Annotated in this window: 18 protein-coding genes and 1 pseudogene; 9 read left to right on the top strand and 10 right to left on the bottom strand. The window is 67.4% G+C overall.

The window, feature by feature from the left end; genetic code table 11:
• The first annotated feature begins 76 nt into the window (after positions 1 to 76).
• The 3 genes and pseudogenes from HNR21_RS08500 to HNR21_RS08510 form a co-directional block, all read left to right on the top strand.
• Positions 77 to 1,282, top strand: a complete 1,206-nt coding sequence (locus tag HNR21_RS08500; RefSeq protein WP_281402121.1) for an acyl-CoA dehydrogenase family protein — start codon at positions 77 to 79, stop codon at positions 1,280 to 1,282.
• A gap of 306 nt (positions 1,283 to 1,588) precedes the next feature.
• Entirely contained in the window at positions 1,589 to 1,879 is a 291-nt protein-coding gene (locus HNR21_RS35085) for a hypothetical protein (protein ID WP_246442023.1), read from the top strand.
• Between the two features lie 313 nt (positions 1,880 to 2,192).
• Positions 2,193 to 2,353: pseudogene (locus HNR21_RS08510) on the top strand (IS5/IS1182 family transposase); the annotation flags it as partial.
• Positions 2,354 to 2,418: 65 nt separating this feature from the next.
• Here HNR21_RS08510 and HNR21_RS08515 read toward each other — a convergent pair.
• Positions 2,419 to 2,889, bottom strand: coding sequence for a helix-turn-helix transcriptional regulator (locus tag HNR21_RS08515; RefSeq protein ID WP_182704757.1), 471 nt, complete (start codon positions 2,887 to 2,889; stop codon positions 2,419 to 2,421).
• A gap of 377 nt (positions 2,890 to 3,266) precedes the next feature.
• Between HNR21_RS08515 and HNR21_RS08520 the strand changes: the two genes are divergently transcribed.
• The 3 genes from HNR21_RS08520 (at position 3,267) to HNR21_RS35925 (ending at position 6,895) form a co-directional block, all read left to right on the top strand.
• Positions 3,267 to 3,950 carry a hypothetical protein gene (locus HNR21_RS08520; protein WP_182704758.1) on the top strand — a complete coding sequence of 228 codons (684 nt, stop codon included), beginning with the start codon at positions 3,267 to 3,269 and terminating at the stop codon, positions 3,948 to 3,950.
• Between the two features lie 774 nt (positions 3,951 to 4,724).
• On the top strand, positions 4,725 to 5,060 hold the full coding sequence (locus HNR21_RS08525) for a hypothetical protein (RefSeq protein WP_182704759.1): 336 nt from the start codon (positions 4,725 to 4,727) through the stop codon (positions 5,058 to 5,060).
• A gap of 11 nt (positions 5,061 to 5,071) precedes the next feature.
• Positions 5,072 to 6,895, top strand: coding sequence for a relaxase/mobilization nuclease domain-containing protein (locus HNR21_RS35925; protein WP_182704760.1), 1,824 nt, complete (start codon positions 5,072 to 5,074; stop codon positions 6,893 to 6,895).
• A 583-nt stretch (positions 6,896 to 7,478) separates the two neighbouring features.
• Here HNR21_RS35925 and HNR21_RS08535 read toward each other — a convergent pair.
• Positions 7,479 to 8,126 carry a hypothetical protein gene (locus HNR21_RS08535; RefSeq protein ID WP_182704761.1) on the bottom strand — a complete coding sequence of 216 codons (648 nt, stop codon included), beginning with the start codon at positions 8,124 to 8,126 and terminating at the stop codon, positions 7,479 to 7,481.
• A complete protein-coding gene (locus tag HNR21_RS08540) occupies positions 8,123 to 8,560 on the bottom strand; it encodes a hypothetical protein (RefSeq protein WP_182704762.1) in 438 nt (145 codons plus the stop codon). The genes HNR21_RS08535 and HNR21_RS08540 overlap by 4 nt, the downstream gene beginning before the upstream one ends.
• Before the next feature lie 284 nt (positions 8,561 to 8,844).
• On the opposite strand from HNR21_RS08540, the gene HNR21_RS08545 reads away from it, so the two are divergent.
• Entirely contained in the window at positions 8,845 to 9,198 is a 354-nt protein-coding gene (locus HNR21_RS08545) for a hypothetical protein (protein ID WP_182704763.1), read from the top strand.
• A gap of 209 nt (positions 9,199 to 9,407) precedes the next feature.
• Positions 9,408 to 11,912: a CHAT domain-containing protein gene (locus tag HNR21_RS08550; RefSeq protein WP_182704764.1), complete on the top strand. Its 2,505-nt coding sequence runs from the start codon at positions 9,408 to 9,410 to the stop codon at positions 11,910 to 11,912.
• Between the two features lie 128 nt (positions 11,913 to 12,040).
• On the opposite strand, the gene HNR21_RS08555 is transcribed toward HNR21_RS08550, so the two are convergent.
• From HNR21_RS08555 to HNR21_RS08575, 5 genes are read right to left on the bottom strand one after another with little or no spacing between them, the layout of a single operon-like run.
• On the bottom strand, positions 12,041 to 12,268 hold the full coding sequence (locus HNR21_RS08555) for a superinfection immunity protein (RefSeq protein ID WP_182704765.1): 228 nt from the start codon (positions 12,266 to 12,268) through the stop codon (positions 12,041 to 12,043).
• Positions 12,269 to 12,282: 14 nt separating this feature from the next.
• Positions 12,283 to 13,248 carry a hypothetical protein gene (locus HNR21_RS08560; RefSeq protein WP_182704766.1) on the bottom strand — a complete coding sequence of 322 codons (966 nt, stop codon included), beginning with the start codon at positions 13,246 to 13,248 and terminating at the stop codon, positions 12,283 to 12,285.
• Between the two features lie 13 nt (positions 13,249 to 13,261).
• A complete protein-coding gene (locus tag HNR21_RS08565) occupies positions 13,262 to 15,247 on the bottom strand; it encodes a toprim domain-containing protein (RefSeq protein ID WP_182704767.1) in 1,986 nt (661 codons plus the stop codon).
• A gap of 3 nt (positions 15,248 to 15,250) precedes the next feature.
• Positions 15,251 to 16,252, bottom strand: coding sequence for a DUF2637 domain-containing protein (locus HNR21_RS08570; RefSeq protein WP_182704768.1), 1,002 nt, complete (start codon positions 16,250 to 16,252; stop codon positions 15,251 to 15,253).
• Entirely contained in the window at positions 16,249 to 16,545 is a 297-nt protein-coding gene (locus tag HNR21_RS08575; RefSeq protein ID WP_182704769.1) for a hypothetical protein, read from the bottom strand. The genes HNR21_RS08570 and HNR21_RS08575 overlap by 4 nt, the downstream gene beginning before the upstream one ends.
• A 148-nt stretch (positions 16,546 to 16,693) precedes the next feature.
• On the opposite strand from HNR21_RS08575, the gene HNR21_RS08580 reads away from it, so the two are divergent.
• Entirely contained in the window at positions 16,694 to 17,152 is a 459-nt protein-coding gene (locus tag HNR21_RS08580; protein WP_182704770.1) for an XRE family transcriptional regulator, read from the top strand.
• A gap of 125 nt (positions 17,153 to 17,277) precedes the next feature.
• Here HNR21_RS08580 and HNR21_RS08585 read toward each other — a convergent pair whose 3' ends face one another.
• Together HNR21_RS08585 and HNR21_RS08590 are read right to left on the bottom strand one after the other, a co-directional pair.
• Complete coding sequence (locus HNR21_RS08585) at positions 17,278 to 18,687, bottom strand: glutamate ligase domain-containing protein (RefSeq protein WP_182704771.1); 1,410 nt, start codon at positions 18,685 to 18,687, stop codon at positions 17,278 to 17,280.
• Between the two features lie 137 nt (positions 18,688 to 18,824).
• Complete coding sequence (locus HNR21_RS08590; protein WP_376766577.1) at positions 18,825 to 19,883, bottom strand: ATP-binding protein; 1,059 nt, start codon at positions 19,881 to 19,883, stop codon at positions 18,825 to 18,827.
• Positions 19,884 to 19,910 lie beyond the last annotated feature (27 nt).

A 19,910-nucleotide genomic window follows, 5' to 3' on the forward strand; every position in this document is an offset into this window, starting at 1 on the left:
GTGGGAGGGAACAGGGATGTCCTCTTCGCCAGTTCCGACGACACCTCCGTACCCGACAGGCCCGACAGCTCCGTACCTGACCGACGATCACGAACGCCTGCGCCGGCAGGTACGCGACTTCGCCGAAGCCGAAGTCGCCCCCCGCGTGCCGCACATGGAGTCTTCCGCCGCCGTCGAACGTGAGCTGTCCGCGCTGATCGCCCGGCAGGGGTGGATCGGGGCGACCATCGACCCCGCCTACGGCGGAATGGGCGCCGATCACCTCGCCAAGACCCTCATCATCGAGGAACTGTCGAGGGTCAGCGGCGCCATGGGCGCCATGACCCAGGCCTCCCAGCTCGGCGCGGCGAAGATCATCCACTTCGGGACCGAGGAGCAGAAGCGGACCTGGCTGCCCGCGATCGCGGCCGGGGAATGCCTGCCCACCATCGCGGTCACCGAACCCGAGTCCGGCGGCCACGTCCTGGGCATGCACTCCACCGCCCGACGTGAAGGCAACGAGTACGTGCTGAACGGCCGCAAGGTGTTCGTCGGCAACAGCCACATCGGCCACCTGCACGGCATCGTCGTCCGCACCCGGCCCGGCTCGAAAGGGTTGTCAGCCTTCCTGGTCGAAGCCGACCGGCCGGGCCTGTCGCTGACCCCCTACCGGCCCGCCATGGGCCTGCGCGGCTTCAGCTTCGGTGAACTCGTGCTCGACCGGGTCCGCGTCCCGGCCACCAACCTCCTCGGCGACGAAGGCGACGGGCTGGCCGTCGCCTACAGCTCCAGCATCCTGTACGGCCGCCCCAACCTGACCGCCGTCGCGCTGGGCCTGCACCAGGCCATCGTCGACGAAACCCTGCGCGAAGTGCGGGAACGCCACCGCTACGGCAAGCCGCTGGCCGACCTGCCCACCATCCGGCACAAGATCGGGCTGATGCAGCACCGGCTGATGACCGCCCGCCTGACCGCCTACCACGCCGTGCACCTGCTGGACCACGGCCGACCCTGCGACACCGAACTGATCAACGCCAAGTACCACAACGTCGAAGCCGCCCTGGACTCCGCCCGTACCGCCATGGAGATCCACGGCGCAGCCGGGCTGCACACCGACCGCCCCCTCGAACGCCTGGTCCGCGACGCCTTCCACGTCTACGCACCCGCCGGCACCGGAGACATCCAGCTCCACCGCCTGGCGGAGGCGGCCCTGGGAACCTCCCACCGCCCATGGTCCCAACGCCTCGCCCACCTGACCCGCCGACGCGACCCGGAGGGCTTGGACACCGCAGTGCCGAGGTGAACCGCGGCCAGCCATCCCGGGCTGTCGGCTGATGATCTGATCCGAAGGGCGGAATCCCTGGCTGGTGATCCGTAGAGCCATCACCAGGTGACCGGTGACGGCGCTCCCTGAAACAGCCCCGTTGGGGTCCCCATGACGGGCCACTCGGCGCCGCATGCTTGGCACGGCCGGCCTTGCCGGCCCGTGAGGCGTTCTCAACGCAATGATCTCGCGAGATGGCACGGCCCAGGAGATCCCGCGAGCCGCGACGAGTCCTGCGGGATCCGGTGGTCGTACTGTCGAACCCGTCACCGAGGAGAACCTGTGATGCGCAGCGTGACCTATTCGATGAACGTCTCCCTGGACGGCTACATCGCCGGGCCGGACGGCGGCTTCGACTGGACGACGCCCGGCGAGATCGTGCTCGGTGCGATACTGGTCGGCGCCGGCTGGCTGTGGTTGAAATATGCGGAAAGGTATCTGAACTGGGTTTCGCGAAAGATTCCACTGTCCTCCAGTGAGGGCAGGGAGGCTGACAAGTTCGTGCGCAGCGCTGGCGGCGGGCTTCTCATGGCAATGGGATTGGTCAGCATTGTCGCCACCATTGCTCGAATGTGACGGGTATCCACTTCGGTCGACCGGACTTTTCCGTCTTGATGGGTCTGATTGCAGGGTCGGTAACCTGATCATGGCGGTGTTGATGAGCAAGCCGTGGCGATCGGCCTATCCGGGCGTTGCCGTCGAGGAGGTTGAGGAGATATTGCCTCAGCGGAAATTGTATGCTGAGCTAATTCTTCGTTGGTAGTGGCGCGGGGGACCTGGTGGTGTCGGCGCCGGCGGGGCCGGTTCAGTGGCCTGGACGGAAACTGTAGGTCACCGCTGCTCTCGACGGTCGGCTGGTGTGGTGTCGGGTGCGTTGCATGCTGACCTCTATAGGGGCCGTGACAAGCCCGAGTCGCTCAGAGACGCCAATCGCGCCCACGCCCGGCTGCGTGCCCAGGCGAGCAAGCTATCGCCCAGCCGAAGAACTGGCGGATCCTGCGCCGGCTCCGCTGCTGCCCCCACCGCGCTGGCCGCATCGCCGAAGGCATCCTTTCCTGTAAGCCCTCGAGACCTGCGCACTCACTGAAAAGGCTCAGTGGTACTTGTCGAACCCGTCATCGTTCGGCATCACCAGATGAACCCCGGGCCGACTGCTCCAGCCGAGCGGTCCTGATGATCATCTCTGCCACGAGCTCCTGACCTGCGGGGGAGAGCTCGAAGAAGGTCCGGAGCTGGGCGCCGCGCACTCCGGTGTCCCGCAGCATGGCCAGCAGTTCGATCTGGCTCCGCACCTCTTCGCCGACGTTCTCGTGGAAGAAGTATCCCGGGTTGACGCCGAAGAACGCAGCCAGGCCTTCCAGGACTCGCTTGGTGGGATTGTCCGACTTTCCTGTCCGAAGTTTCCAAAGGGTGTTGTGGGAGACCTTTTCTCCGGTGATCCGTTCGATGCCCTCTGCGACCTCTTGGAGGGAGTAAGGGCCGCGATCTGCCGGATGCACGGTCTTGAACAAGAGGTCGATCTTGGCCGCCAGATCGGAATGCCGGCTTGCTGGCGTATCTTCTGTGCGAGATGTTCCCTTTGTCATGTTCTTCCTTGCCGTGCAATCACTTTCAATCCGACACCCATCATGGAGCCCTCCCATGTGGTTGACAACATCATCGCGGCCTCCCTACTCTCGCGACCGTCTCCATCACTCAAAGGTGAAGCTGGCGGAAGGTGTCTCGCGCTGAGGTGATGGGGCGGTCATGTTCGACGGTGAATGGATGCCGTCGGACTGATGGCGATTTGGCTGATGTCGCACTGGCGACACTCGTGCACAGGGGTACATATCGGGGGTTTCTCGTGATGACGAGAAAACATGCAGGTCTCACCGCGGCGTTGGTGAGCGGGGGAATCGTCGGTGTCTACATGGCCTACCCCCATATGCGGGCGGGGCCGGGAAGCTGTCCCCTGGCGCAGAGGATGCGCAGACGTCCGACGATCACCGGCGATCCCGAGCCGGCCGGCCGCTGCTCGAGCTGCGTTCGTGAGATCGACGTCACGACGGTGCGGGCACCGGACCTGCGTACTCTCGCCTGGATGCTCGGACATCCCACCGGGGTCGGGGTGACCGGAGTGGACGCCGAGGGGTTCCTGAGGGCGGTCTTCGTCGAATTACTCGGCAACGGATCTGACCGGACCAGGGTGGTCATCGGGCGCGATGAGCTGAACCGCCTGTTCGGCGACCGCGTCGGGGAGCTGCCGTGGGAGACGCTTCTCCCCCGCTTGCAGGTCTGCGAGCTGCTTGAGGACGCGATCGAGTATCTGGAGACGGACATCTGGATGGCCGGCGCGGAGAAGGCCAACACGGACCTGGTGCCAGAGGCCGCCGCTCGGAGCACCTCACGCACCTACTGGTTCGCGACCCCTGGCGAGGACTCCGACGTGGTGTTCCAAACCCTCCAGCGTGCCGAGGGCTACAACCTCGCCGGATTGATGTTCGGCGCGTGGCCGCACGGCCCCACCATCCCCACGACGACGGGGGTCACCGAGACGCGGCCACTCTCGCCGTTGGCCGGCCTGCCGCTGATGACCGTCTCGGAGGCGATAACGAGGCTGGCGGGTCACGGTCCAACCGGATCCGCGGAAGAGCGGCATGCCGGCTGACACGGCTCGGTCGTCGGCCAACAGGCCGCGGCTTCGGTGTGGACGGTCGCCGTTGGGCATCGGCCCCGGATGCGGCTATGGGGGCGGAGGGCGACGACCGATCAACCCCACTGTCGTGCCAGGTGCGAGTAGCCGACGCCAGCAGTCGGTCATGGCGCCGGCCACGAGCTGCGAGTGGGCCCCACGCCGTGCATGTCCGTCATTCGTGGAAGTGGGTGGGACGCTCCCGCCTGGCGCATCGTGGCGTTGGGCTCCGTGTGCGTGGCACGCTATGGCCCATATGGAGCGCAAGTAGCTCCAAGCTAACTCAAGAGAAGTGTGTGGGGTCGCCGGACCCGCACCGTCGATGAGGGGAGAGCGCCCACCAGGGCCGAGGGCGCTGTCGTCCGGCTTCGTTCTGTCCGATGGGCCACGCCCGTTCCTGAGAGGTGTGAGGCGTGGCAGCACGATCGCCGCGGGACCTTTGACCAGGCCCGATTCGCAGGCGAGTACTCAGCCGGGATCTGGCCCTCCGCGCCATGTGCAGGAGCAGGCGGCGGCGAGCGAGCAAGAGATGGAAGTTGTGTCAACTCGCTGTGGACCGGGCGCGGTCCACAGCAGAGGGGTACGTGCGTTCGGCTGCCCCGGCGGGGCGGTGTGATGCCGGGAGGAACGCCGAAGTCAACAGGCAAGCACTGAGGAGGTGCATCAGAACTGGCAGGTGAAGGTCCCTTGGACGCGTCAGGGAGACGGCTCAATCGGCGGTCGTATCAGCGGCCTCGGCGGACGCAGGGAGTGCGGTTCGTTCTGACGGCGGAGGAGTACGCGGTGATCCTGGCCGCGGCACAGCGGGAGGGACTGGCCACGGGCGCTTTCGCCGCACAGGCGACGCTTGCGATGGCTCAGGGCAGGGCACGGCCGGAGTACGCGCTGCTGCGGGAACTGCTGGAGGAGCTGATGCGCGCCTCGGGGCGGGTACGCCGGCTGGGGGTGAACTTCAACCAGGCGGTGGCGGCGCTGCACTCAACCGGGGAGCTGTCCGAGCAGTTGGCGCTGTACGCGCATGCTGCGGCCCGTGTGGCGGAAAAGCTGGACGAGGCCGCCGAGGCGGTGAGAGCACGCCTGCCGTGATCGCGAAAGTGATGCGGGGCACTCGCGTTCAGGGGCTGATCCGCTACCTGTACGGGCCAGGCCGCTGTGAGGACCATCGGAATCCACGGATCGTGGCCGGTTTCCGCAGCCCTGGGGAGCTGGAGCCGTCCCTCCTGCCGGACGGCAGGAGGGACTTCCGCCGCCTGGAGGGGTTGCTCAATCAGCCGGTGGCGTTGCTGGGGGAGCGGAACTACCGCAAGCCGGTGTGGCATCTTCCGGTCCGGGCCGCGCCGGAGGATCCGGTCCTGACCGACGCGCAGTGGGCCGAGATCGCCGAGGAGATCATGGCGCGGACCGGGCTGGCCCGTCCGGGCGACGAGGACGCGGTCCGCTGGATCGCGGTCCGGCACGCCGACGACCACATCCACATCGTCGCCACCCTGGCCCGCACCGATGGCGATCGCCCGTACGTGTGGAACGACGCCTACCGCGTCCGGGACGCCTGCCGGGCGGTGGAAGAACGCTTCGGACTGCGGAAGACTGCCCCGGCCAATCGGACCGCGGCCAAGGGAACAACCCGTGCCGAGATGGAAAAGGCCCGTCGCCAGGGAAAGCCCGAACCCGCCCGCGTCGTGCTGCGCCGCCAGGTCCAGACCGCTGCAGCCGGTGCCCGTTCCGAGGTTGAGTTCTTCGACCGGCTGCGTTCCGCCGGCGTTCTGATCCGAACGCGGTTCAGCCGCCGCGATCCGGAGCAGGTCACCGGCTACGCCGTCGCCCTGCCCGACGACCGGAACACGGCCGGACAGCCCATCTTCTACAGCGGCGGGAAACTGGCGGCCGACCTCACCCTGCCCAGACTCCGTCACCGCTGGTCCGCCGCCGATCCGGATCGCGATCCGCGGTCCGCGGACTACCATCCGATAACCGGACGGCACCTGTCCGCCCGATCCGCCCGAGCCTTCCTCCGGAAGATTGCCCGCCAGGCAGCGGATCAGGCTCGGACGGTCGAGGAGTTCCTCACCCGCCTCGAACGCCAAGGCGTCATCGTCCGCCGACGCTTCAGCCAGATCGACCCCGCCCAGGTCACCGGCTACGCCGTCACCCTCCCCGACCACCTCGACCAGGGCGGACAGCCGATCTGGTACCGCGGCGCCGACCTGGCCGACGACCTCACCCTCCCCAAACTCCAACGCCGCTGGAACTCCCTCGAGCACGGCTCAGCCGAACCGGACCTGACCCCCGAGGAACGGCAGGCGTTTTACGACGACGCCGCCCGCGCCACCGCGGACGCCACCGCGCAGCTACGCCGTCACCTGGCCCTCGGCCATCCCCATGCCGCCCGCGACATCTGCTGGGCCACCGCCGACATCCTGCACACCGCCGCTGCCGCCACCGGCAACCGGCATCTGCAACGCGCCGCCAACTCCTACGACCGAGCCGCACGCCTGCCCTATGGCCGCCTCCCCACCCCCACCCCGCCGGGGAACGGCCTACGCACCGCCGCCCGCCTCCTCGCCCTGGCCGACCTCCGCCGCAACGACCCGATCTGGATGGCGATCGCCCTGCTCACCGAGCTCATCGCCCTCCTGGATACCATCACCGAACTCCACCAGACCCAGCACCGCGAACCCCAAACCACCGCCACTCGGACCGCCACCGGACATCTCCAGCAACTCGCCCCACCCACGAACGCCCCCGCCGACGCGCCCCACCACCCCGTCCAGGCAGCCACACCAGTGGCCGTCGCCATGGCCGACTTCCCCGTCCCCTGGGCACCTGTGAACCCGGCAGCACACCAGGACCGTCAATCCATTGCGCCTTCACCGCACAGACCGATGAGCCACCCCCACCGGCGCAATAGGCCATCCCGGTGACGTGGGTGACAGCGGCAACGGGTTTGTTTGCAGGATAGGCGACGTATTTGGGGATCTCGGGTTTTCAAAGGTCCTGGGGTTGGCCGACAGCATGCTCGGGGGCGTTGTTCTTGGTGATGGAGAGAAAGAGAACGTTGGCCAGCAGAGGGCTTAGGGGGCGGCGTGTGGGTCACGAGGAGGGTGACCAGGTGGGGAGGAGGAGGTGAGCAAGAGTGCAGGATGTGCGGGTCGCCTTCCCGGTGCCTGGTAGCCGTGGTCGTTCGGGTAGACCCGTGATGACGTTGTCACATCCGATGTATCGGCACCACTAGGTGTCATGGGCCGAGCTCAGCGGCTCGACGAAGCTTGAGGGCGGTGTTGCTTGGCCCAAGCCAGTGGGCTCGCCAATGCTGTGCACGTGGCTGGGCACATGAGAAGCGGCCATGTTTGTTGGCCAGTGAGTTGTTTCCATCCTGATCGTGCTGGCCACAGGGTGGCTGCAGGGAGCGGATTCTAGTCATGGAGCGACGCAGCTCCTGGTGGATGCGAAGCTGGCCGAGACGAACGCCCCTCCACTGCCTATTAATAACTTGTTGCGCGTAACTTAGCAGGTCGTGACCGGGCGCAGGTTGATGACTGCTGTGAACGGCACAGATCGTTCCTGTGATTCTCCAGATTGCTTGATACGCAGGGTGCCCTTGTCGGCGCTGAGTAGTTTGCCGCAAATGGTTTTGCCGTCGATGCTTACCTGGATCTGGGGTTGCGGTTTTTGCTGAGGGACCCACCACCACACCAGGACTGCGGCCGCAAGGAGAGGGAGCGCGATCATAAGGGCTCGTCGGGCGTGGGTGAGCTGGTTGGCGGCCGTGTTGGCCAGGGCGGCTTGGTAGCCGGTGAGGTTGCCGTAGTCGGCGCGGATGTTGTTAAGTCGGCCGAGGATCGGTTCGCCTGCGGCGGCTTGGAGAGCCCGCCAGAGCCCGAATATTGCGATTCCGAGCCCGCCTGCGATCAGCGCGGTAAGACTCAGACGCCATGGCCAGTCGAGGGCGGCGGCGCTGCTAGGGCCTTTGATGAACAGGCCCGTGATCACCAGGGTGACGAAGCCGGCCAGTCCCGTGCGCCATTTTTCGGCACTGGCTCGGATGTTGGGCAAGGACGCCTGGACCAGCTCACGAAATTCAGCCAGGTCCCGGAAGCTTTCTGGGGTCGGTGGTTCCGCTGGCAGGCGGTAAGCTGGCCGCGATTCGTTCATCCCTGCTCCCATGCGGCATCGACGCGGAACTTGATGCCACAGCCCTTGTCGTTGGCGGGGCGGCCGGTGTGCGGTTCGGAGCAGGCGCAAGCGACATCCGCCTCGGCATACTCACTGCCCTCGTTCTGCCTACGTTCCGGTTCGGGCGTTTCACGCGCGCGTTCACCCGTGGTGACCGCCTCCAGCACGTCGGACTGTTCGAAGTAATGCCCGCAGCGGGGACATGCTCCCGAGATATGGAAGATGCCGACCGATCCCTTCCTGATTGCTTTCGCCTGCAGCTCGCCACTGAGAAGCATCGAGTATGCTTCCTGGGTCCACCGGTAGTCGAACGGCCGCTCGGTCTCGTAGGCATGCTCTTCTCCGCCGTGGCCTGTGCTCTCCCCAGCAGGTTGCCCGCCAGCCGCAGGCGGCGTCTCCGAATCACCATTCATGTCTAACCATCCTGATAAGCGTCCCGGCCAATGCTCGGCAGCCCAGCTCTAACTCGGTGTGTAGGGTTCGGATTGAGCTATGAAGATCCTCGTGAGTTGTGGATGAACGACCTCACCTGACGTACGATGGTCCCATCGCGGAGTTTACGACCTGCATCACTGCGGTGTCTGCCTTATCGGCGACCGGCTGGCGGCTACACCTGAGAGGCATGTGATCCACCCTGGCCGACAGCGTGGCATCACGATCTGCCGGTTCGCCCGTGCTTACCGCTACCGCCGGCTCCGTGGCCAGGCCGTCACCCGACCTTCTGGCCAAGACCAGCGGCCGGGCGCTGACCGACATCGGCCCCGGCGGGCAAGGCCGCCCTTGGTTGCTGATCTACCGCAGCCACCTGGCCGACCGCCTTTACCGCTGTCACTCGCCCCGCCTGCTCTTCTGCATCTGCAGGCCAAGGTCGCTGAACGGCACTGGAGCGTTGAAGAACGCTTCCAGGCTGGCGATCGCCTGTGCAGCTTGGATCGACACCAGGTCCGCCTGGACCTCCTGGCGGCAGTGGATCCTGCTGGTGATGTTCGTCCATGCATTCCTGACCATCGCCACCGCCGTCGCACGCGCCTGTACCGGCCCGGTGGCCTGAGCCCGCTCACCCTCGCCGAGATCCCGTAGCCGCTTAATGCCCCACTGGCACTGGTCCATCTGGCGGCGTCGCCACAAGCATGTAACTGTATCGATCACTATCGGTGGCAATCAGTCTGTGATACCTAAAGATCACTATCTGCGGCTGGAGTATTAGCTAGACTTTCTGGTGAGGCGGCCGGGTGTCCTGCCGGATGAGGAGAAGATCGCGTGGCCGATGATCGATGTCGACGGCTTTTGGAACGCGGCCGGGCGCTGGTCGATCAGGCACGTTTTGACATGGCGCGACAGGCCTTCGAGGAGGCGCTGGCCTGCGCTCGTAGTAGCGGCGATGACTATGTACATAGCAGGGCGCTCGCCGGCTTGGGCAACTGTGCCTACTACACCTATAAATTCTCTGAGGCCGAGCACTGGTACCGTCAGCAACACGCGCTCGCAAGAGTCGGTGGGGACGATGCCGAACTTGGTGTAGCCCTGGGCAACCTGGGTAATCTGGCCATGGCCCGACGTGACTTCTCCGAGGCACGGCGGCTCCAAGCGGAGAGCGTAAGACATGCACTCGCCGCTGGTGACGTGTTCGGCGCGGGACAAAGCGCGCTGAGCGTCGTATGGATCGATGTTCATGAGGGCGTGGGCGACCCCGACAGTCCGTTCCTGGCCCTTGCCCGAAAAGCGGCACACCACTCTGAGGCTAGCGCGTTGTTTCGCGCCCGGGTCGCGGTGGCGACCGGCGCATGCCTGCTTGGCGTGAGCAAACCGAACGAGGCCGCAGGCGAATATATGGCGGCATTGGGCCATCTCGATGGCTGGTCGCACCCGGGGGTGCGCGCCGGCGCGCTGCTCGGGTTGGCGGAGAGTGCGCTACTGCTTGACCGCGCCGATGACGCGATCAATTGGGCGCGGCAGGCCGTGGCTGCGTCCGAGGACGCGAGCACCCGGAGCCGCAGTGCGACCATACGCGGATGGGCTCATTTCCTGGGAGTCCGAGACCTGGCTCGGGCCCTGGCTGACATCGACGAGGCCATCGAACTTTCCGAACAGCTCGGCGAGTCGGGTGAAATTCTTCGTGCGCTGGTGTTCCGGGCTCAGCTGCATAACGCCACAAATGAGTTCGACCAAGCCCTTCATGACGCCCGGGCCGCACGGGCGCTGGCGGTGACCCGCCGCGACCGCGTGGCCGCCCAGGTGGAGATCGGCTACGCGCTGCTGGGCAGCGGCGAGACCGCAGCCGCCGAACGTGCGTTCCAGGAAGTGGCCAATGAAGGCAGTACAACAGGATCCGGCGACGACGCGCTGTTCACACTGACCGGCTTGGCCGCCAGCCGACTCGCCGCTGGTCAAATCGACCAGGCGGCAGAGGCCGCCTACCAAGGTGTGGCCGCATTCGAGCAGATCCCCGCACATCAGCGCAGGCTCGACCCGCTGCGACCTGCGTTGAGCCAGGACCGGGCAACCAACATCTACCGGCTGCTGGAACACGCGCAATGTGAGCAACAGCGCACCACCGAGGCGTTGATGACCTTCAATCGCCGAGCCGAGCACTCCCTGTGGCGTCTTGCCCATGCTCTCAGCCCGGACCCGACCCCCTCGCCAACGCATCCGGCTCCTACGCATGTACCCCCTGATGTCATGGACCGGCTGAGCAGCACCGGCAGCATCATGGTGGTGTGGTCGGTCCACCAGGACTACCTGTGGAGTCGGCGCAGGGCCACCCGACAGGTGCTGATTTGGGTGATCACACCTGAGGGGAGGGTCCACTTCCGCCGGATCCGTCCGCGCGGGGGCACACGGCCGTGGGAAGCCAATGTCGAGCTGGCCGCAGTGATGGCTCACCAAGCCACCCGTGACTCTCGAGGGAGAAGCCCGTCCTCCGGCTCGGCGATCGCCCGTGACAGCTACCTGGCCCACTTGGCCGCCTTGCTCCTGGATCCCATCGCCGACCTGCTGGCCGACTGCTCCAATCTCGTGCTCGTCCCCGACAGCAGCCTGTACTACATCCCCTTCACCGCGTTGCCCTGGCGAGACGGCCGGCTCGTGGACCAGTTCGCGGTGACCGTCTGCCCCTCACTCAGTCACCTGACTCGTCTGCCGGAACCCTCTGATGATCTCGATGTCTTGGTGGCCGGCGTGTCCCATGGAGGGCACGTTGACCTCGGTGTCAACCAAATCACTCTCGGACCACTGCCCTGGGCCAAGGTCGAGGCAGAAGCGATCGCTGATTTCTTCGCCGTAACCCCTCTCATTGGTGCCCAGGCCACCAGAGAAGCCATCCTGGGTCGACTCAGCCGCGCGCGCGTCATCCACCTCGCTGCGCATGGCAGTGCCGACCTGATCGCCCGGGATGGCCTGGCTGGAGTGGTTTTCCTCGCTCACCCAGATGGGTTCGCCCCACTCACCGCGGGCGATGTCCTCAGTGCCGCACCGCACGCCGAACTGGTTGTTCTCAGTGGCTGCGACACAGCGGGTGGAACCCCAACAGCGGAAGGGCCTATCGGGCTTGTCCGGGCGTTCTTGGCCGCAGGATGCTCCCAGGTTCTGGCATCCCTTTTCCCTGTACAGGATCGCAGCACCAAAGAGCTTATGGAGCGGTTCCACTGCTACCGACGTGAAGGCGACTCCTCCTCCTCGGCTCTACGTCGCGCAATCAATGAGGCGCGCGCTGGCGATGTTGAATTCGCACGATGGTCGTCCTACATGCTCTTCGGTAATCTATAAGTCATTAAGTTCTTGGGAGAAAATTGTTGGTGGCTCGCTGATCTGGCCTGGCTGTCGACGCAGGGGTAGGTGGTGGCAAGCGTCCTGCGTGGGATTTTGTAACGGTCTGATCACCTGCCGTCCTGGTGTTACATCCAAAGTTCGTCGTCCGGGGCCTGTTTGGGCCAGATGCAGGCTAAGACGAGGGCGACCGGCCAGCCCACGAGGGTGGCGCAGCCGATGATGTTGAAGGCGATGATGGTTGTCAGGTCGCCGGTGCGTCGGAGCATGGCGATGATCGTCGGGAGCGCTGCGAAGGCGATCGCGCCGACGATGACGAGGAACCAGAACCAGAAGGCGGGGCCGTAGGTGATCATGGGCGTTCCCTTGGTTAGCGGCTTGGGCGGTGGTGTCGGGTTCTGTTCGGCTGGGGTGCTCTGCCGGTGGCCGGTGGTTCGGGCGGGTTCTGGGCGGCCAGGCTGATCGCCTCGCGGATGTCGTAGGGGAAGTCGTCGGCGGCGACCTCGGCTGGGGTCCGGGCGGCGCCGGGCGTTCGAGGTCCGGCTTGCGCGGCCGTGGTCTGCGGGCGGTGATTCGCCTCAGCCGAAGCGGAGGCCGTGCCGTCGGCTTCGCCGGTGGTTCGGGTGGCCTGCTGGACGGCTCGGGTGATGATGCGGCCGGGCAGGTTGGTGGCGGTCTCCAGGGCGATGCGGAGGTCTTCGGGAGTCAGATCCTCGGGGCCTTGGGTCTTCAGCTCGTTGATGATCCGCAAGGCCTGCTGCTCCAGGCGATGATCCTGCCTCTCGGCCAGGCCCTGGTCCTGCTCGCTGGAGGTCCATTGGGCGCCGGTGCCCTCGGTCAGGCTCTGCCGGTTGGCTGCTGGTTCTCCGGTGCGGACGTTCGGGTCTCGGCTGAAGAAGGGGGCGGCTTCCCGCATGGCCTCCAGGTGGGACAGGCCGCTGTCGCGGAAGCGGTCGTAGTGGTCCATGGCGTGCGGGTGGAGTCGGCGGAGGCGTTCCTCGCACTTGTCGACGGCGGAGGCGGCGGCTGCGTGGTGGGGGCTGTAGGGCAGGGCGGCGCTCCAGGCTTCGGCGACTCGGAGAAGGTCGGCCTGCCGGAGCCACGTGGGGTCCAGGGCCGGTGCCCAGCGGGAGCGGGCCTGTTCGAAGAGGGCTCTCCTGGCCTGCTCGGCCTGCCGTTCGGCTGCAAGCTGCCGGGTGCGCTGGGCGTGCTGCAGGCGGTGCAGCCGCCGTTGGTAGGCCTGGCGGGCCACGGTGGCGAGGGCGAGGAGCTGAACGATGCGCTGGCCGCTGTGGGCGAGTCCCTCGTTGACGGGGTCGGGGTGCTGTTCGGTCATGGGCGTCTCCAGGTCACAGTTGCTTGGTGTGCTGTGGGCGAGGCCGGGTCGGCCTGGTTGGGGCCGGGCTGTGGTCGGTCGGTGCCGATGGTCGTGGTGGGTGTGGGAAGTCCTGCCGGGCCAGGTCGACGGCACGGCTGGCAGGTGAGGTGACGGCCGTGGTCAGCGCGTCGGTGACGATGGCGGGCTCGACGTTCAGGTGTTGGGCGATGTGGGCCACCTGATGGGCCACCTGGCGAGGAGGAAGCCGGGCGATGACACCGGCGGCCGCTCGAACGGCGGCCATGCGATCTTCCGGGCTTTTCAGGGCTCCGCCGGCCCGCTCGATGGTGGTGTTGAGAACGAAGTCCGGCAGCGGGACGGTGCGCTCCAGCGCTTCCTGAACGGCTGCGGGGCCGTGGTGGTGCAGCAGGTCGGCGGGATCCTGGCCGCTGGGAAGAGCCGCGATGTCGACTGGGCCGGGGACCTCGGCGAGGACGGGCCATGCGCGTTCGACGGCGGCCTGGCCGGCGGGATCACCGTCCAGGGCGATGATCAGCCCGGTACGTCGAAGGTCGACGAGGCGGCCGAGGGCCTCGAGTTGCTTCCTGGTGAGGGCGGTGCCGGAAGGGGCGACGGCGGCGTATCGCCGGGGAGCCGCGGCGTTGACGGCGATGGCGTCGAGCGGTCCCTCGACCAGGACGGGCCGGGCTCCTGCCGCGAGCCGGTCGCGTACCTCGTGCAGGCCGAACAGCAGCTCGCCCTTACGGAAGAGCGGCGTCTGCGTGCTGTTGAGGTACTTGGGGCCCTCGCCGCCGGTCGGCAACCGGCCGATGAAACCGGCGATAGACCCTTCGGGGTCGCGGATCGCGAACATGGCTCGATCGCGGAAGGTGTCGTACAGCCCGCCGTCACGACGCCTGCGACGGGCCAGGCCGGAGGCGAGGATGGTCTCGTCGGAGTGGCCGAGCCGACGTAGGTGGTCGGTGAGGTTCCGCCAGCTCTTGGGGGCGTAGCCGATCTCCCACTGGCGCTGGATGTCCGCACCGAAGCCTCGGTCGTTCAGGTAGGCGGGCACCCAACTGCCGGTGCACTGGGACAGGAAGAAGCGCTGGGCGGCGTGGTGGACTGCCGCCAGCTCATTCCGGGAAACCCTCGTCGGGCTCGTCTCCGAGGGCTGCCGTGCCGCTGAAACCGTACGTGCACCAGCAGAGCTGCCGACGTTCGGTAAGCCGTCGAGCCGCCTGCGGAGCTGGGCGGCCGTGCGCAGGATGCGGTCCCCGACCGTCCGGATGGCGATCAAAGGGTTGGCGCGAACGTCGGTGCCAGCCCAGCGGGCAACCGCGGGGAAGTCCATGCCCGCCGACTCCAGGCCAAGGTGAGCGAGCAGAAGATGGGCAACGGAGTCGGCCTCGACCCGTCGAACGCCGTGGCAAGCGGCGGGATCACCGTCCAGCCCGTCATGGCGTCCGCCGTGGAGCTGGAGGTGACCGAGCTGGTGAGCGAGCAGGGTTGCCGCGGCACCATCGTCCAGGTCGGCGGGGATCTTGAGAAGCCGGCCGGGCGGTCCGATGTAGGGCCAACGGCTACCGCGGTCGACCTGAAGGCCTTGGCTCACAGCGAGCCGTCGGAGCAGCTCCCAGGCCTGGGCAGGTGTCACTGCCTCTGGTGGATCAGCGGTGCTGCCATCTGTCTGGGACAGATCGAAGACCGAACGCGGGTTGCCGCGCAGCGAGAGGATCCGGATCCTGGTCTCGCCCTTCCTCACCTGCCGTCCCCGCGCCTTCCACTCCTCGTAGGAGCGGACCTCGGTCGCGGCCGGCCTCTGGGCGTTGATCAACAGAGTGTTGTCGAACCCGTAACGGCCATGCCGAGCGGCGACCTCGAGCCACCAGGACCAGGTCGACGCGCCCGAGTGCAGCTTCGCGGTCTCCTGCTGGGCGATCCCGCGCAGTAGCGTCTGCAACCGCTCGCGTTCCTGCCGGCGGTGTTCTTCGCTGAGGGAGGATGGCCTGGCCATATGTCAGTCCTCGCTCTCATCGCACGGCTCGTGATCGTCTTCCGCCCGACCAGGCCGCTCGTGCCCCTCGGCCGCTGCGCGCAGTTCGGCGAGCCGCTCGTTGGCGATGGCGAAGCCCAGCGCGCGGAGCCGCCGGGCGAGGTTCGACTGGCTGAGCCGGATTCCTCGCTGTTCGGCTTCGTCGAGGAGCCGACGCGTGGCTTCCAGCAGCGCGTCCTCGAACGGCTCGGGGCGCGCATCCGTGTGGTCGAACAGGCTCGCCGGTTCAGGTAGCGGCGGCGCTCCGGCCGCGTTCGGCCGGATCACGGGGGTCGGGAGCCGGCGCAAGGCGATACGAGTCGCGAGCGGAGCGCGCCACCGCCACGCCCACCGGCCGTGTTCCTGCTGCAGGGCGGAGACGGTCAGCAGGCGTCGGCGTTCCAAGTCCAGGGCGTGCTGGTATGAGGTGACGTGCCACAGAACCATCCGCCGCCACAGCAACCCGGTGGACACCGGGGCGAGCAGCCACCGCGCCGGCGGGATCCGTTCGATGCGGGTGCCGGTCGCCAGCCCCACCCACTGGCGGATCAGGTGACGTACGCCCTCGACCACCGTGACGAACAGGACGGGCATCGCGGCGTGCATGACGATGCCGGCCGGGTCCCCGCCCGCGGCCAGGACGTTGACCGCCACGGTGCCCCCGATGAACGTCCACGCGACCCACCGCAGCACCGGCCAGGGCAGGCTCACGTACTCCATCAGCAGGTCCCAGGCCAGCAGCAGGAAGATGCCGATGTCCATGCCCACCGGCACGATCCACGCCAGCTCTCCGAACCACGGCCGCGCCATGTCCCGCACGGTGGTGAACGAGCCGACTCCGCCCAGCACCGCTAACGCCAGGATCAGCGGGGCGAGGACGATGGTCACGGCCTTCACGGCCGTTCTGTGCCGCATGCCGACCTGAGCGGCCGAGGAACGGCCTCGCTCGAAGAGCGGGTGGACGTTCAGAGTGTTGTCCCTGTTCATCGCCGTCTCCTTTCCAGCATCCAGAGCAGGACGCGAGCGACATGCCGTGCGTCCTGGGCTCGACCGAGTAACCGGCCGTGGACGGTCACGTAGACGTACGTGCCTTCGGCGCCCGCGCACAGCACCGTCTCCGACCAGCCGACCGGCCCGCGGAGCTTGAGCTTCCACCGGCCGTTGCGCGGCTTGCGGACGCTCACGCGGACTCCCAGCCGGGTGAGCTCCCAGTGCAGCCGCAGCAGGTGGGCCCTCCGTTCCTGCAGCTCATCCCGCCTGCCCGTCCCCAGACCAGGCATCGAACACCCCCGTCGTGTCAGCTGACGATCCCCCGTGCCGTCAACTAAAGTCCTCGACGCGAGGATGCGTTGTTCGCTGGCGACTGTCAATGATGAAACACGTGTCGCAGTACTGTTGATAGAAGTCAACCGCTAGAGAGGGGTTGTAGTGGCGGAGCAAACCGGGGTGAAGCGGGAGACGGCGCCCGAGGGCACGTTGGCCGACAAGGTGGAGTGGCTGATCAACCACATGTGGCCTGCCGACGCCGGGCCGCCCAAGACCAACATCGAGGTGGCCGCGGCCATCACCGCCGCCACCGGCGAGGAGATCTCCTCCACAACCGTGTGGAAGCTGCGCACCGGCCGTCAGGACAATCCCCAGCTGCGCACCCTGACGGCCTTGGCCAGGTTCTTCGCCGTCCCCCTCGGCTACTTCGGCGCTCCCGCCGAAAGCCGCTCGATCGAGGACGACCTCACCCTTCAGGCCCTGCGCCGCAAGCTCGACGACGGCACCATCCGCCCCGACGTTCTGCGCGCCTTCACCGACCTGCCCGCCGACGTCCGCTGGCTCGTCGACGAGATGATCCTCGCCGCGACCCAAGCCGCCAAGCTCCGTACGAAGGCCTGACAGACCTGGTCCGATCGGCGACGTCGCCTTGGCTTCCGCTCGATGGCATCGGCCGGCCATGCGCCGCCATGGAGCGCTGTCGAGCAATCGCCCGTCTGGGAGTAAGCGGCTGGGACCCACGTTCATCACCGGCCCTGGCCGCAGAGCCTCTGCAGCAGCGATGCGGCGAGGTGACCGGTGCGGTACGTCGGCCCCATCACCACGACGACGTCGCCGGGGCGGGCATGCCTCGCGCTCATCTCGATGGCCTCCTCCAGTCCCCGGGCTCGTTCGATGCCGAGCCGGTCGGCATCGACGCCGGTCAGTGCCGTGCTCGGGGCGGCTTCGTCTTGGGACGGATGGTCAGGGGACGTGGGCGGCGGCAGGAGCGTGACGCGGTCGGCCCCGGTCAGCAGTAGGTGCCATGTCTGAGAGGCCAGGCCGGCGGAGGCCGGGGCGTGCAGGAGATGTACTTTGCCGCGGACGTCCGTCAGGTCGCGGGCTGCGGACAGATCCGCGCGGAGCGCCTCAGGATGGTGGGCGGCCGACGCGAGCACCGTCACCCCATGCACGACGCCGACGATCGTCAGGTGTCCCTGGACTCCCTTGAAGGTGGCCAGCGCCTCGGCAAGGTCACGGGGACTCAAGCCCAGAGAGACGGCGGTGAGGACTGCGGCGACCGCGTTGTAGGTCTGGTGCAGGCCGATCCCGGGGACGACGCTCTCCAGGAGCGCCGAGCGGGGACCGTGTGCCTGGACGCGGTAGCCGGGGCCATGGACGCCGTGGACGAAGGTCCAGGTGGCGTCACCGCATCGCCCGTAGGTGACCACGTCCGGTGCCTTCACGGCGCGGTCGGAGGTGATGTGTTCCAACACCGTCCGTACGCCGGGATCGTCGCCGCAGGCGATCACCAGACCGTCGGCGGTCATCTGCCCCAGTAAGCCGCCGGCCGCCTCGCGATGAGGCTCGTCGTAGAGGTTGGTGAGGACGGCGACATCCGGGCGGAGCTTCGCCGCGTCGGCTGGATCGCACTCGATGACGATGAGTTCGCCCGTGCCTCGCCGGGCCCGCGACAGCGGGCCTGCGCCGACCAGGTCATCGCCGATGACCCATGAGGGGTCGGCGCCGACCTGTTCAAGAAGGTGCACCAGCATCCCGGCCGTGCCGGTCTTGCCGCAGGTGCCGGTCACCGCGATGGTGATGCGGGCGGCCGTGAGCGCCGAGAACGCCCGTACCGGACTGATGACTGGGACGCCCTGTCGGTGCGCGGTGAGGATCTCGCTGTTGCCGGCCGGGATGGCAGGCGACGCGATGACGACGGAGGCTCCGTGGATGTGGGCGGGGGAGTACCCGGTCCAGAGTCGGCAGCCACGGCGGCGGAGTTCGGTGGAGAGCGGTGAAGGGGCCGACTCCGAGCCGGTGACGGGCAGCCCCGCCGAGGCGTAGAACACGGCCAAGGCCATCAGATCCGGGTCCTCGACCCCAATCAGGTGAGGTCGTGACAGGTCGACCGGCTCGGTATTCGGGCCGAGGCGGTCGGTGTGGGCGCCATCCAAGGAATCGCTCCTTGCGGTGGGAGGGGTGGAGGCCGCTGAGGCGAAGGCGTCGATCGAGCTGCCGAAGGCCTCTGGCCCCCATGTCGTGGGGCTTCATGTGCTGGGGAACGAGGCGGCCAGAGTCGCCCAGGCCGTCGTCATGCCGGGTGGTGCCCTGGGCGGGCGGCGGTTACGTGGAGATGGACGATCTCCTCGGCCACCGCGCTGACGTCACCGATCGGCGCTCGCCGTTGCCCGCCGGGACCTCGCCAGCGGAAATGGCCGGCCTGGCACCACACGGTCAGCCCCGTGGCCACCGACAACACCGCTAACCCCGACTCGGGACAGGCGCGAAGGAGAATGCTGCCGAAGCCCCGGCGGGACAGTAATGTCCGCAGCACCTTCCCGGCTTCGACCGTGTCCCGCTCCCAGGGCTCCGGCTCGTTCAGCCGGACATGAGGCATGGGGACGGCGAACCAGGTGACCTTGCCGAGCCGGTTCGCGAGCCTGGACCGGGTCGGGTAAGCCCCCCACCGTCCCCGCGCCATCGCATCGACCAGCATGAGCCCCCGGCCGCCCTCCGAATCTAGGCCGACGGCACCGGAGTCGACTCGATACGGGCGTTCGGGCGACTGGTCGAACACGGCGACCAGCAGCTCGTGCTGGCTGCTGGCGATCCTGCGATACATCCACAGTTCCGCCCCTGCGGGGGGACGCATCTGCCCGTCTTGAGAACGCGTCGCATGCTGCACGACGTTGGTGGCCAACTCGCTGACCATGAGCACCACATCGTCGGCGAGAGCAGGCTCCAGACGCAGGGCCCGCAGTTCTCCGAGGACGTGCCTGCGCGCCACCGAGGCGATGGTGTCGTCCGCAGGCAGGGGCCATGTCGCACCACCCGCACGCAGGCAGAAGGGTCTGGACATCGGCGGCGCTTGCCCCGGTAGCGGCAGCGGAGAGACCGCCCCGTAAACCGGTTGGATGAGATCGGGGCGCTGAGAGGGGCTTTGCTGCGGAATGGCCGAATGCTGCGTTGCGGGCTGGGTGGACCCGTCGCAGGCGGAGCCAGGTGCTTCCCGCGGGGGAGTGGAGGAATCGGACATATCTGGGTTCCTTTGGTCGGAGGCGGACGGAAGGCTCGACCACTTCGCCCGTTCCCGAGCAGATCGCCGCAGAAGGCCGTCTGGGAGGGGCGGATGCTTCCCAGCCTGACTCATGAGCTTCAAAAATGGAAGCTCCAAGTT

The sequence above is a fragment of the Thermomonospora cellulosilytica genome, from assembly GCF_014138835.1.
GTDB lineage: Bacteria > Actinomycetota > Actinomycetes > Streptosporangiales > Streptosporangiaceae > Thermomonospora > Thermomonospora amylolytica.